Genomic DNA, 13,731 nt, shown 5'->3' with positions numbered 1-13,731 from the left:
TAACAGCGATGAAAATAAATTTATCTTTAGTGATTGTTTTGTTATTTTATAGTTCTATTTTTTCTCAAAATCAAGAGAAGAAAAAGTATAGTTTAGAAGATTGCATTCAAATAGCAATTGAAAATAATTTAGACTTAAAATCATCTAAATTTAATGAAAAATCAGCAAAAATAAATTATAAACAAGCTAAAACAGATTTATTACCTAGTTTAAATGGAAGTTATAATTTAGGAGTGAATAATGGTAGAAGTGTAGATCCTTTCACTAATGATTTTATCGAACAAAGATTAGTTTTTTCTAGTGCTAATTTAAGTTTGAATGCTACTATTTTTAATGGTTTTCGATTGTTGAATACACTAAAGCAAAACGGATTAAATGCAAAAGCATCAAATTTAGAAGTAGAGCAAAGCAAACAAGATTTAATTTTATCTGTAACATTAGCATATTTACAAGTTTTGAATGCTACTGAAGTTCTAGCTCTTAATATAGAACGATTAGAGGTTACAAAAAAACAGTTGAAAATTCAAAAAGATTTATACGATCAAGGAAGAGAGAACCCTGCAGATTATACAGATTTATTAGGACAAAAAGCATCAGATGAAACAAATATATTATCCTCTAAAATAACACTCAACAATGCCAAATTAGAGCTGTCAAGGTTAATGAATTTAGAGAACAACACTAATTTAGAAGCAGAAAAAATTTTATTAAATGTAGATGGATATAAATTTACATCAGATGATATTTATAATGATGCACTACAAAATTTAGCAACCTTTAAAGCTAGTGAGTTAAGGATTGAAGCAGCACAAAAAGGAGTAAGTATTGCAAAATCTCAATATATCCCTGAAATCTCATTATTTGGGCAACTAAATACCAATTACTCAAGTGTTGCAGAAATGTTTACAGAAACAGGCTCATCTATTGTAAATACAGGAGATTTCGTTACTATTAATAATCAAAATATACCTGTTCAAACCAATCAGAAATCATTTAATGCCCAACAAATTAATTATCTAGATCAGTTTGATAATAACTTAAATTCTGTTGTTGGTGTTTCAGTAAGAATTCCTTTTTTCAATGGTTTTAGAGCAAAAAATAATGTAGCTTTAGAAAAAGTGAGAGTTGAAGAATCTCTGGTTCAATTAGAAAGAACACAATTAGAAATTAGAAATGCGATTAGACAAGTTCATTTTGATATGGAAGCTGCTTATGCTAGGTTTCAAAGTTTAGAAAATCAAGTTAAAGCCTTCCAAAAATCTTTTGAAGTAAATGAAGTACGATTTAATAATGGTGTTTCTAATTTTCTTGCATACATTACAAGTAAAAATAATCTTGAAAATGCTCAAATAAACTTATCTATAGCTAAATATGATTATTTTTTGCGAGTAAAAGTTCTTGAATATTACAGAGGTAATAATTTTAAAAGCTAGCTTTTAGCTGATTATCAGACTTAAACACAAATAAACGTTAAATTTTTGAAGCTAAAAATTTAATGTTTAATATTTTAATATATTTGTTAAACAAAATATGTTCTTATGAAGTCATCAAATTTTAAGTCTATTCTTTTTTTATTTATTATTTTGATTTGCCTAAATATTAATGGGCAGAACTTTCAAGGTAAAGCTATCTACATGCAAAAATCTAAAATGGAACTTGGAAGATGGGGAGCAAGAATGAGTGAAGCACAGAAAAAACAAGTTGCAGCTCGTTTAAAAAGTAGGTTAGAAAAAACATATACTCTTACTTTTAATATGAAAGAGTCAATGTTTTTAGAAGATGATCAAATTGATGCTATTTCTGGAGCAACTGATTCTTGGGGAGGCTACTTTTCTAGAGGAGACCAATATAAAAATGTTAAAGAAGAAAAATTAGTACAAGCTCAAGAGTTTTATGGTAAGCGTTTTTTAATAAAAGATAATTTACACAAGATTGATTGGACTATGGGTACTGAAACAAAAAAAATAGGAAATTATACTTGTTATAAGGCAAAAGCCTTTGTGCCTAATAAAGAGTTAAGTTGGTATAGTTTTTCTTGGAGTGATTTAAGAAAAAAAGAAAAAAAAGAAGACGAAACTGAAGAATCACAAGAAAATATGACAGTTGTAGAGGCTTGGTACACACTTCAAATTCCAGTAGCCCAAGGTCCAGCAGAGTTTTGGGGTCTACCAGGTTTAATTTTAGAAGTAAGTTCTGGTAATACAACTTTATTATGTACTGAAGTTGTTATAAATCCAAAAGAAAAAATAGAAATAGAAGCACCAGAAAAAGGAACTAAAACTAACAAAGATGATTATGTAGCCATAGTTCAAAAGAAAATGTTGGAAATGCGTAACAATAGAATGGGCAGAAGAAGAGGTCGTTAAAATTAAAACTCTTTTGCACCAAACTCACTTTTAATAAATTTTGATTTATTTTTATTCGAATTAAAATTGTAGGATAAGTTTAGCATAACCATATCTACTTCATACACATAATTTGTAGTTGTAAAAAACGAACCTTGTTTTGAGGTAGTGATTCGTTGTTCATTAGTATTTAAAAAACCTAAATCTATGTTTTGCCATTGTATAGTGGCAGTCAATCTATTATCTAAAAATGTCTTTTGAAACGTCAGGTTTGGCGAATAAAACCTGGAATCTTTTCCTTGTGCAGTAACTCTTTCTGATAAATAATTTAATGTGAATTGCAAAGATGTACTTGTATTAAATTGATATGTAGAATTTAGATTTACAGAATATTGAGTAGCATTATTATTTATTTTTTCAGAAAAAATAGTTCCATTTTCTTTATAAACAAAATTGCCATCAATATCTAAATTATAGATATTAAATCCGATAAAATTACTCCATTTTTCTGTAGGTTTTAATTGAGCTCCTAATTCTAAACCAAAAGATTTGCCTCTGCCCACATTTGAGTAAATTCGATCTAAAATACTATCATTAAATACTTTATTTACTCTATTTACCAAGTTCTTGACATTTCTGTAATAAGCAGTTGCATATACAGAATTTCCTTTTTTATAACGTTTTGAGATTCCAATTTCAAGCAAATCTACAAATTCAGGTTTTAGGTTTTTATCTCCTTGTTCTAAAGTTTCAGAATGCTCTCTTTCACGAAAAGGATTCATTTTAAAAGTAGTAGTTCTTTGCACTCTTCTACTATATGCAGCTTTTAATTTCGTTTTATTTTCCATTGAATATTGCACACTTGCAGAAGGGAATAATTGTAAATAATCAAAAGGAATTACATCAGGTATTAATTGATTATCTCCTTGAATTGTTAACTCTCTATCCATTTTTTCCAAACGAACACCAGCAGCATATTCCCATTTTTCTTTTTTACCTGATAAATTAACGTAACCAGAATGTAAAGTTCTTTTCAAATCGATGTCACTAGTAAATTCAGGCACAGGATCAAAAACTCCTGTGTTGTTGTTTCTTCTGGTGTAATCAAAATCTCCTTCGTGATCTAAAAAACGATATTGATATCCTGTTTCTAATTTTCCAAAAGAAAACTTTGCAAATTCATAATCTACACAAATAAAGTACCAAATAATGGATTGTCATTGGTATTAAATTCATCTTGAATAATTTCTGAAGTATTTGGAAAACCTAAATTTCTATTGGTTGTTGGGCCACCTAAAAGTGTGTATTCATATAAAAATGAGGCAGATAATTTAGATTCATCAGCAAATTTATGAGCATAATCAAAGCTTCCTAAAGCAAAATCACTCTTTCTAATACGTAAGTTTTCATTAAAGTATTGAAATGTGTATAATCTATTATTGCTATTTGCAGGTTGTACAGCATTATTATCAAAATATACAATGTCTGCTCTTCTGTCTTTGCTTCTTTTTCCTGCAAAAAAACCTAAAGAAAATTCATTATTTTCGTTCGGAGTATAGTCTAATGTAATATTTCCACTAAAATTTTCTTCATCAAAAGAACGTTCTCCGTCAGAAGGAAAACTCGTTTTTATGTCATTTTGAATGGTAAAAACATCACCTTCACGTCTTCCAGATTTGTCATTTCTTTGGTAGCTAGCACCTAAAGAAAAATTCCATTTGTCTTTTCTGTAATTGTAAGTGGCATCAATTCCATAACGTTTTGCGCTTTCAGAATTGTTATAATCTTCAATAGAAGGTACTCCAATTCTTGTATTTATTTGTGCAAAAGTTCCGTTTAAAGCTCCTTTTTTGGTAAAAATATTTAAAATTCCTGCTTTTCCTTCAGGATCGTATTTAGCTGATGGTGCAGTAATTACTTCCACTTTATCAATGGCATTTGCAGGCAACTGATTCAGAATTGTTGCAGGATTTCCTTGTACAGGTTTTCCATTTAGTAGAATTACAAAACCTGTGGTGCCTCTCACAGCAATATCTCCAGTTCCATTTATTGAAACTGATGGTAAATTTTTAATCACATCTGTTCCTGTTCCTCCTTGACTGTTCTGGAATTTTGTAGCATCAAAAACTTGCTTATCAATTCTACTTACAACTGCAGCTCTTTCTGATTTTATAACGACTTCGTTTAAAGAATTACCTAACGATAATTTTAGAATTCCTAAATCTTTTTTAGTTCCAGAAAAAACAATATTCTGAACTTTTTTAGGCTGATAACCAATAAATGAAACTTCAATACTGTAATTTCCTTTCTTTAATTTATCAAAAGAAAAAACACCATTTGAATCAGTAATTACTCCTGTAATTAATTTTTTTGGAGATTTTTTATATAAAGCAACAGTTGCATATTCTAGTGGAGTTGCATCATTGGCATCAATAATTTTACCTGTTAATTGTGCAAAATTGATTTGACTGATGAGTAATAAGACTACAAACAGAAAGTAATCTTTAAAGCTTATTTTCATAACATTTTTTATTCTGATGCTAACATTTCTGGAGTAACCACTGTTCTAAAACCCATGTGGTCAGAACCAGAATCTATAGCTACTCCCATTTTTGCAGAAATTCTATAACTCGCACAATAAGAAGCATGGCACAAAAAAGAGCCACCTTTCATTACATGTTCTGTTTGATAAGGATTACTAGGGCTGTATGACTTTTTTGCACCTTTTGGATTTAAAATAGGTTTAGAAGTATCTAGTTCTTGGTAATGATTTACATTAAATAAATCGCTAGTCAACTCCCAAACATTCCCAGTCATATCATACAAACCAATACTATTGGGAGCATAAGATTTTACTGGAGAAATAAGTTCAAAACCATCTTTAGATTCATTTTTTGTAGGAAAAACACCTTGCCAAGTATTTGCATTAGAATTTAAAACAGTATCATCATTTCCCCAAGTAAAAATAGCATCTGTATTTTTTCCTTGGGCAGCAGCTTCCCATTCAGCTTCAGTTGGCAAACGCCTATTAGCCCATTTACAATAAGCTAAAGCATCTTCTAAAGCTATATGAACTACAGGGAAATTATCTTTTCCTTCGATTGAAGATTCTGGGCCTGAAGGATGTTTCCAATTTGCACCAATTTTCCAAGTCCACCATTGTGTGTAGTTTTGCATATTTACAACAGCGTTTATGTTTTTATTGAAAATTAAACTTCCAGGTTGTAAAATAGAATCGTGAGGTTTTGGAGTTCCTGATGGGACTTGTTTTTTCATTTCTCCCCAATCAATTTTGCGTTCTGCAACAGTTACGTAGTTAGTTTCTTTTATAAACTCTTTAAATTGTTTGTTTGTTACTTCTGTAGCATCTATGTAAAAACCATCTACTGTAACTTTATGTGCAGGTTTTTCTCTTGGCATTGCATATTTGTCATTATCTTTTGCTCCTTGTAAAAAAGTTTTACTTTCAATCCAAATCATGCTTTTTGGAGTATTAATTTTTGATGTTATAGCTTCTGATTTGTCAGAGTTTTTTGTTTTAGGTTTATTTTCTTTTTTACAATTATAAAAACATACGATAAGCAATATTAAAATAAGGTTATATGTGGTTAATGTTTTTATAGAATATAAATTGATAGGCTTAAACATATTAGGAAATTATTAATTGTTGTAAATCAAATTTATTTAATTTAGAGACAAGTTTAATTAAATAAAAATAAAGTTTTGTAAAAAGGAAACAAATTATTAAAACTTGTTTTAATCTAATTCTTATTAATAAACAATTATATTTTTGGTAATCTATATTTAGAATTTTTATTGATTATATCAATTTCATGATAAAGTGATTTTTTTCTTACAATTCATTAACTAAATCACTAAATTTTTATAAATGGAACTGAAGAATCTATTAAACCCAATATCATCAACTAAACAAACAATAATATTGGACTGTTTTTTCTATTGTTATTTGCAAAAAACAACAAAAATGATAAAATGGAACATAACCTTATTCTTGACATAAGGTTAGATTCTAGCATTTTTAATATTTATGCAAAATAAATATAAATTCCAATAACGATTACACAAACAGCAATACCAGTAACTTTAAGATATTTCCAAGGCGTAATATCTACTTGGTTTGTATAGACTTGTTCGTAGGCAACTTCTCTTGGTTTAAATTTACCAATGAGTAACATGATGATAATATTCAACACAAACAAAATTGCCATAACATGTAAAAAGTGAGGATAATTTACCTCTCCAACCATTGGTTTTATTACAAACTGACTAATAATATATAATACAGCACCAGAAATAACACCTATTTTGGCTGCAATTGCAGGCACATATTTAGTAAGATAACCAACAACAATAATTGTTAAGATTGGAATACTATAAATTCCATTAGCTTCCTGTAAATATCCGAATAAACCATCAGAAGCATACACTAATAAAGGTGCAATACACATTGATACCAACGCTAAAATAATTCCGAACTTTTTACCAGCCCAAACCACTTCCATTTCTGTTGCATCTTTTTTAAAATAGGTTTGATAAATGTCTATCCCAAATAAAGTTACAGAACTGTTTAATGCTGAATTAAATGAACTCAAAATTGCACCAAATAAAACCGCAGCAAAGAAACCAACTAAATAATCTGGTAAAACTTCTGTTACCAACATTGGATATGCTTCATCTGGATTGTCTAATGTTGTACCAAACATATGAAAAGCTATAACACCTGGAAGCACTACAATTAATGGTCCTAATATTTTAATAAAAGAAGCCAACAGTAATCCTTTTTGCCCTTCTTTTAAGTTTTTTGCACCTAATGCTCTTTGAATAATAGCTTGATTTGTTCCCCAATAAAAAAGTTGTACCAACATCATTCCTGTAAAAATAGTTGCAAACGGAATTGAAGAATCTTCTCCTCCAATAGAATTAAATTTCTCTGGATTTGACTCAATTAACGTTGACATTCCTTCAGAAATACTCCCATCTCCAATAGCCATTAATCCAAAAAACGGAATCAGTAAACCTCCAATTAACAAGCCAATAGCATTTATTAAATCTGATACTGCAACAGCTTTTAAACCTCCAAAAATGGCGTAAATAGAACCAATAATTCCTATTCCCCAAACAGTAATCCATAATGCTGTATTTTTTGAAACTCCTAGCATTTCTGGGACAGAAAACATAGAATTTATAGCTAAAGCACCAGAATATAAAACGATTGGTAAAAGTATTACTGCATAACCAGTTAAAAATAACCCAGAAGTTACGGTTTTTGTCATTTTATCATATCGTCTTTCTAGAAATTGAGGTACAGTTGTAATACCACCTTTTAAATATCTAGGTAATAAAAAAACTGCTGTAACAACCATAGCAATTGCAGCTAGAGTTTCCCATGCCATTACTAGAATACCTTCTTTAAAAGCAGCTCCATTTAAACCAACAATTTGTTCTGTGGATAAATTTGTTAATAGTAAAGATCCTGCAATTACTATTCCTGTTAGGCTTCTACCTCCCAAAAAATAACCATCTGAAGAATTTTCATCAGTGTTTCTAGTTTTTAGATAGGCAATTACAGCAACTAAAACTGTAAAACCTAAAAATGTGATGATTTGCATAATATGGTTTATTTATTTATTTGACATAAAATTAAGTTTACAACTTATAAAACTAGGGTATATAATGGATAAAAAAAGGGGTAATATTATTTAAAAATTACTTCTTTAACTCCTTTTTGGTAATTTTCTCTTCTTAAGTTGATAAAAGTTTGCTTCATTTCATATAGTTTTTCAGGATTTGATTTTGCTAAATTATTTTGTTATCTTTTATTTTCTTTTATATTATAAAGCTAATTAGTATCTTATAAAGATATTAATTGTGACGTCCTGAAATAATGATACAGGATTAATATATTATAAAGGTAGTAATTTTAGGTTATTACCTTTTCTTTTTTGTATTGTTTTCTTTTCAATGTTTTTTGATTGTGCATTTGTTTAGGAGTTAACATATAATAAACGTGAGTTCAACTTACTCATGTCTAGGTTAGGTAAATATCTTTGAATTTTAATACTAGGTTTTTTTATCAAGAAAAGAATAAGCTGTTAAACCTGCGATTAAATTTCCTAAAAAGTTATCAAATAATCGATGTCTAGAATGTTCTATTTGGCAAGTATTTTTTAGCACATCGTTCACAGATTCTATAATCGCTCTTTTTTTAATATAAATTTTATCCATAAAATCGAGTGCTTTTTTCTTCATATTCTTTCTTAATTTGGTTACTAAAAGAATACCGTCAACAAACAATTTATCAAATAAATCTTTACCCAAATATCCTTTATTACCATATATTTTTCCAAATATTTTATCGTGAAAGTTTTTATTTTTAAGTGGATATCTATCATCTACATTTGCTTTAGTAATCGATAAATCTATAATTTACCCCTTGTTATTACTTACTAAATGTAATTTAAAGCCGTAAAACCAACCTAATGTTCCATAACTTTTTTCAGCAATTCCTTGAAAAACTTTGTTCTGTTTTTCTCTTTTGTAATGACATACTTTAAGAGTTGTAGAATCGATAAAAGAAATACCAGAACATTTGCCTAAACCACAAAGCTTTAAATAAACAGCTAAAGGTTAAATCACTGATTTTTGTAATTCAACAAAACGATTATAAGAAACTAAATCAGGGAAGTAATCATCCATATGTTTAGATACATAATAAAGATGAAAGTGCTATAGATTACGATGTGATTTTAAATGAAAAATAACCATAATAGTCATTACCTCACTTTTACTCATTTTGAATTTTCTATTACGTTTTTTTGTGGTTGAACTATCAGAAATATTATTTTTATCTAGAATTGAGTTAAATTCTTTCATAAAATCATCCAAAGAACAGAAAATTTCTATAATTTTATCATCAGAAATCATGAGCAGAGTATTTATTAATAAATTGAAAATCAGTACTTTGATTTACTAAATATTCTGCTTTTTTCATACTAATAAATCATCTGTTTTACATCGAACTCATGTTATTTATTATCTGTAGATTATTGAGCATCTTATATTTATGTAAATAGTTAACTTCTTCAAAAAGAGTTTTACCGTAAACATCGCTCCCTATAGAAAGATTTATATCGTAATTAATAAAACGTTCTATTAATTTTTTTTGATGTTTTATAATATTACTAAATCTTTCTTGGCTAAACTGTAACTGATTATCTACTCTTATGTTTGCGAATTTTTTTGAAATAGAAGCAGTAGTTATTATACTCAAATTATTTTCTTTTGCCTTTAATAAATCTTGATTAGATAAAGTGTAGTTTCTTAAAGTTTCAAAATCTCCATTCCAGGAATATCCTGGAAGATGAGCTACTACATTAACACCAATATTTACTGCAACTTTAAAATCAAAAGCTGTTTCTATGTGAGCGAAAACTCTTAAATTATTTGCTTTGGCTTTTTTTACTACATATTTTGCTACTTCTGGCGATAAACCCTTACCACCTAATTTATTTTTATTCTTGTGTAATGAATCGTAACGATTTGAAAATAATAGCATTATTTTAATAACATCTGGCTTGGTTTTCAGCAAATTGTTCCATTTATTATCTACATCTTTTATATTATCGAAAAACCAGTAAGCATCATTTTCTGCTAATCTACTATCTCTTATTTCATCTTTCCGTTTTTTTAATTCAGTACCTATAAAAATTCCCATTGCTAATGGTTCATATATTGTGTAAGGATGACCAAGTGTACAAGTTATTCCGCCATTTGAATACCTAACTTGTAATTTAGATGCTATCACTTTTTCTTTTACATCTATTCTTCTCCTTTTTGTGAACCACCTAATACTTGTATGTATAATATTCCTTGATTTTTATATTCCTTTAACAAATAATCTATACCATAATTATTAGAAAGATTGTGTGTATGTGTTTCACCATAAGGAGGTAAAATAAATTTATCATTTAGATTAATTATTTTATGTATTGTATCTGGTTTATAGAACGTAAATTTCCCGTTTTTAATGAATATGTTTTCTTTTTGAAATTTTATACCATTAAACCAAGATGCATTTTTAATTTCTATATTTTGAGAATTGGAAGAAAAACTTATTGTAAAAAATAAAAGTATGATTATATTTTTCATATTTTAATTTATTTGTCAAACTTCATTTTTTTAGCTTCTTTGTTTATTCGTCTAGCACCGAGCCAAGAAGTTAAACCAGTTGCCAGCATTACAATCCACCAAAAATATTTCATCTCAAAAAAACGAACACCTATTTCTGCCCAAAAAGCACAATACAATCCTACCACTGACCAACTCATAAAATAGAAATGTTTTCTTAACCAATTTTTCTTTTTTCTAATTGCTGCTAAAACCCCAATAATAGTAGTTATTAAACTTGCAGCTGCAAAAAAATGAAACATCGAAATTCTGCCAAAATTATAAATCATAAAGGCTGTAACGTTTACAATAAGCATACTAATTACATAGTAGTAACCTACTCTTTTGTGCTTTTTCGTACCTTTTTTATTTAATAAAACCATTGTTCCAAAAACCATTGATAAGATTGCAAAAATGGTATGTATTAAACCAATTGAACTGTTAATGATGTGAAATTCTTTTAAAAAATCCATAATAATTGTTATTTAAATATTTATTCTATATAGTATTTTAAAAGTGTATTAAATATATTTTGCAATGCTTTTATATTTTTTCTTTTAGATTGATCAACACCATTACACATCATAAAAATGCCTATTTTTTTATCTTTCATTAGAACTGTATTTGATAAGATTCCAGGATCACCACCACTATGATTTGGATTACCTTTGTTCGATATTTCCCAGAAAATTCCTGAATTACCAATTTTATCATTATTCTTTGTAAATATTTCTTTGTAAGAAGTATTGTTTAATAGAGTTCCATTGCCATTAAATCCTTTTAAAACTTCTTGAAGGTATTTACTAAAGTCATTAGAACTTGTTATTAATGCTCCATCAGCGTTTGTAATTAAATCATAATCTGGGACTATTAATCCTTTACCATTAAAGTATTTTATTGCATATTTAGAAACGTCAAGGTTGTTTAAATCCCAACCTGTATTATTCATTTGTAAAGGATTGAAAATAATCTCTTCTGTGAATTTTTCATAAGGCAAACCGACTGCTAATTCTATAATATATGCTGCCAATGAAGCCCCTACATTACTATAATTGAATTCACTACCAGGTTTTTTTTTATTAAAGCTATTTTTTGTATACCACTTTCCTTTTTCAGAAAGCATATTTTCTAAAAATTGAGCATCGTCAATTTTTATATTCGCTGACATTCTATCTACGTATTTTTTAATATGCTTTGGTAGATAAGACAAGTCTTCATTTCTATTTTTTAGTGCATAAGATTTATCATAAATCTTTCCATCTATGATACCTGATGTATGATTTGTTAAATGTCTTATTGTTATTGATTGTAGAGGATATTTAGGATGCATAACCTTAAAAGGTAGGTATTTATTGATATCATCATCTAAATTCAATTTACCCATTTCTACTGCTTTCATTAAAGCTAACGCAATAAATGTTTTAGAGATTGAAGCAATTGTTTGAATGGTTTTATTCGTATATGGAATTTTACTAGAGATATTTGCATAACCTAATGATTGTTGATATAATATATCTTTTTCATCTACGACTACTATTGTAAAGCCTGCAATACTTGCTTGTGAAAATATCTTTTCTATATTTAATATTAGTTCTTCTTTAGAGCTACTCGTCGCTATTTTTTGACTCTTACAAGAAAAACCAAATATTATAAGAAAGATAATTGTTGAGTTGACAAGTTTGATATTGTATTTATTCATTTTAAAATTTATGTTCAATGTAAATGAACTAAAAACTTAATAAAATGAAGTGCCAACTGAAGCAATGGTACCTATTTATAATTAGAATTTATAAAATGAACAATATCATCTTTAGACATATTGTCTAAAACTTCTTGTTTAATGTGTTTATCTGGTATTACTGGGTTTTTATCTGCTTCATTACCATTAGCTCTAATAAAGATTGCTGATGGAATCCATACATAAATACCAGATTTCTTAAATTTTACAGCAACAATTTCTCCATAATCATTTATTACCTCTCCTGTTTTTTCTCCAATAATTGTTGCCATATTAAAATCTTCAATAGCATTTGCAAAAATGTTTGCACTACTAAATGTGCCATTATCTACTACTAAATAAATGTTACCTGAAAATCTTAAATTGTTCTTTTTTGGTTTCTTTATAAGATAGTTTGTAGTCTTGTTTAATATAGTGTTATTTGGTGAGTTAAAATATTCTTTTATAGTTGTATCTGACTTTAAGAAAGGTCTTGCGTAAAACGGAAACATTTTTTTAAAATGTTTTTTATAGGCTTTGGAAACTTTCCATTTTTTACCTCCTGAATATCGAAAAGGTTTATCATTTATGTAATCAATCATTTTTTCACCTATAACACTATTTCCTCCAGGATTATTTCTTACATCAATAACCAATTTTTGGATCTTGTCTTTTTGAATATTGCTAAAAACAGTTTTTAAAAATTCTTCATAACCCTTTAAGTTTTTATAAATATCCATTCTTTTAAAACTAATATAACCTACTGAATCGTTTATTTTTTGGTAATTGATTTTATTGCTGAAGTTAAAAATTACGGATTTTTCTGATTGGTGTTTTTTATCAAAATCTTTATAGATGGTTTTTGTATTTTTTGTTGTTTTTACATCAAAAGGACTCTTGATATCATTCAGCCATAAATATTGGTTGAGATTTTTTTCAACCATTGTTTTTTTCCAAACTTCTGTACCTCCGATATATTTATAGAATCTATTTAGTAAAGAGTCTACTCTTTTACCATTAATACTAATAACTTCATTACCAATATTATATTTATTCGTTTTATTTGTTATTACTATTGAATTATTTTTAATTTTGAATTTAAAAGGTAATTTATTGTTTTTGATTTCTTCTTTATAGTTTTTATAAGGAAATGATAGATATAAATGAGCAATATTAAAATGACCTATAAGAATTAGCATTTCTCTAAAGAAATCTTTTACAGAAATATTTTCGTAACTTTTTAATGTATTTATCTGATGTTTTATCTTATCTACATTTGCTAACTGATATGGGTTTAATGTTATTTCTTCTAATTGATGTATAAAGAAATCTACCTCTTTAGAAATCTCTTTTTTAGTTAGTTTGTTTTTTGAAAAATAAGTTTGATTTTTATTAAAAATAGCTTTTTCTACAGAACAGCTTTCACACAGAAAAGTCGCTATTAGTAAAATCAGGAAAATTGATTTAAATTTCATAGAAATA

At 27.7% G+C, this 13,731-nt stretch carries 11 protein-coding genes and 1 pseudogene; 2 read left to right on the top strand and 10 right to left on the bottom strand.

Features of this window, described 5'->3' with window-relative positions; genetic code table 11:
* Positions 1-8 precede the first annotated feature (8 nt).
* Both BTO18_RS08905 and BTO18_RS08900 read left to right on the top strand, forming a co-directional pair.
* Positions 9-1,433, top strand: a complete 1,425-nt coding sequence (locus BTO18_RS08905) for a TolC family protein (protein ID WP_105015882.1) — start codon at positions 9-11, stop codon at positions 1,431-1,433.
* A 105-nt stretch (positions 1,434-1,538) separates the two neighbouring features.
* On the top strand, positions 1,539-2,366 hold the full coding sequence (locus tag BTO18_RS08900) for a GLPGLI family protein (RefSeq protein WP_105015881.1): 828 nt from the start codon (positions 1,539-1,541) through the stop codon (positions 2,364-2,366).
* A gap of 2 nt (positions 2,367-2,368) precedes the next feature.
* Here BTO18_RS08900 and BTO18_RS18010 read toward each other — a convergent pair whose 3' ends face one another.
* From BTO18_RS18010 to BTO18_RS08855, 10 genes and pseudogenes are all read right to left on the bottom strand, one after another.
* Positions 2,369-3,541: an outer membrane beta-barrel family protein gene (locus BTO18_RS18010; protein ID WP_226789120.1), complete on the bottom strand. Its 1,173-nt coding sequence runs from the start codon at positions 3,539-3,541 to the stop codon at positions 2,369-2,371.
* A complete protein-coding gene (locus BTO18_RS18005; RefSeq protein WP_226789104.1) occupies positions 3,532-4,866 on the bottom strand; it encodes a TonB-dependent receptor in 1,335 nt (444 codons plus the stop codon). The genes BTO18_RS18010 and BTO18_RS18005 overlap by 10 nt, the downstream gene beginning before the upstream one ends.
* A gap of 8 nt (positions 4,867-4,874) precedes the next feature.
* A complete protein-coding gene (locus BTO18_RS08890; protein ID WP_105015880.1) occupies positions 4,875-5,993 on the bottom strand; it encodes a formylglycine-generating enzyme family protein in 1,119 nt (372 codons plus the stop codon).
* Between the two features lie 398 nt (positions 5,994-6,391).
* Positions 6,392-7,975: a solute:sodium symporter family transporter gene (locus BTO18_RS08885; protein WP_105015879.1), complete on the bottom strand. Its 1,584-nt coding sequence runs from the start codon at positions 7,973-7,975 to the stop codon at positions 6,392-6,394.
* A 451-nt stretch (positions 7,976-8,426) separates the two neighbouring features.
* Positions 8,427-9,290: pseudogene (locus tag BTO18_RS18220) on the bottom strand (IS982 family transposase).
* A gap of 85 nt (positions 9,291-9,375) precedes the next feature.
* A complete protein-coding gene (locus BTO18_RS08875) occupies positions 9,376-10,170 on the bottom strand; it encodes a hypothetical protein (RefSeq protein ID WP_105015878.1) in 795 nt (264 codons plus the stop codon).
* 14 nt (positions 10,171-10,184) lie between these two features.
* On the bottom strand, positions 10,185-10,514 hold the full coding sequence (locus BTO18_RS08870; RefSeq protein ID WP_105015877.1) for a hypothetical protein: 330 nt from the start codon (positions 10,512-10,514) through the stop codon (positions 10,185-10,187).
* An 8-nt stretch (positions 10,515-10,522) separates the two neighbouring features.
* A complete protein-coding gene (locus BTO18_RS08865; protein WP_105015876.1) occupies positions 10,523-11,005 on the bottom strand; it encodes a DUF2306 domain-containing protein in 483 nt (160 codons plus the stop codon).
* 20 nt (positions 11,006-11,025) lie between these two features.
* Positions 11,026-12,231 (bottom strand): serine hydrolase domain-containing protein, encoded by a 1,206-nt coding sequence (locus tag BTO18_RS08860; RefSeq protein WP_105015875.1) that lies wholly within the window; start codon positions 12,229-12,231, stop codon positions 11,026-11,028.
* Positions 12,232-12,302: 71 nt separating this feature from the next.
* Complete coding sequence (locus BTO18_RS08855) at positions 12,303-13,724, bottom strand: S41 family peptidase (RefSeq protein ID WP_105015874.1); 1,422 nt, start codon at positions 13,722-13,724, stop codon at positions 12,303-12,305.
* Positions 13,725-13,731: the final 7 nt, after the last annotated feature.

Origin of the sequence: Polaribacter porphyrae (genome assembly GCF_002954685.1) — a bacterium.
GTDB lineage: Bacteria > Bacteroidota > Bacteroidia > Flavobacteriales > Flavobacteriaceae > Polaribacter > Polaribacter porphyrae.
Note: the sequence above shows the minus strand (reverse complement) of the source record. Positions and strands in the feature narration are given on the sequence as shown.